Origin of the sequence: Pseudomonas sp. UMAB-08, assembly GCF_900095225.1 — a bacterium.
Classification (GTDB): domain Bacteria; phylum Pseudomonadota; class Gammaproteobacteria; order Pseudomonadales; family Pseudomonadaceae; genus Aquipseudomonas.
The window spans coordinates 2780-3291 of the sequence record NZ_LT607446.1 but is presented as its reverse complement, the minus strand read 5'-3'; the positions used below and the strand labels follow the sequence as shown (position 1 = coordinate 3291).

Below are 512 nucleotides of genomic sequence, written 5' to 3'. Positions count from 1 at the left end.
GCCACCTGTTCAAAAGTCATCTCCGGCACCTGCTGATGCCAACGACTGTTCTGTGGATTGGTCTGGATCAAGCCCAACGCCTTGATGACCGCCATCACAAAGCCCCCGGTATTGACGGACTTGTTGGGAAAGATGGCCTTGAACGAGGTGGAGGTCAGCTCAGCCGATCCAGTGATCAATTGCTCAATCACCGAGCACGCCACCCATTCCTTGCTGAAGAAACCACTGCCGGTGTTGCTGATCAATTTCAGGTACAGCTCGGACTCGTCCTTGAGGCCCAGTTGATAACCCAAGGTGGAACGACTGGTCAGCGACGGGCAGCTGCCGCTTTTCAACACACGGATCAATGCATCAGGGTTTTCGGAGGGGTTTTCAGGGGACACATCAGGGTTTTCAGGAACGACATCAGGGGTTTCCCTAGTAGCGGCGTTATCTTCGATGATCGATGCTATTTCAGTGTCAATCACAACAGGCGTTTCAGGTACACATTCAATGGACATAGTGATGCCTCT

1 protein-coding gene is annotated in these 512 nt (G+C 52.5%); it reads right to left on the bottom strand.

Annotated features, from left to right (window positions below):
* On the bottom strand, nucleotides 1–500 hold a 500-nt coding region (locus K0F75_RS25290; protein WP_219064692.1), incomplete at its 3' end, for a hypothetical protein.
* Between the last annotated feature and the right edge of the window lie 12 nt (nucleotides 501–512).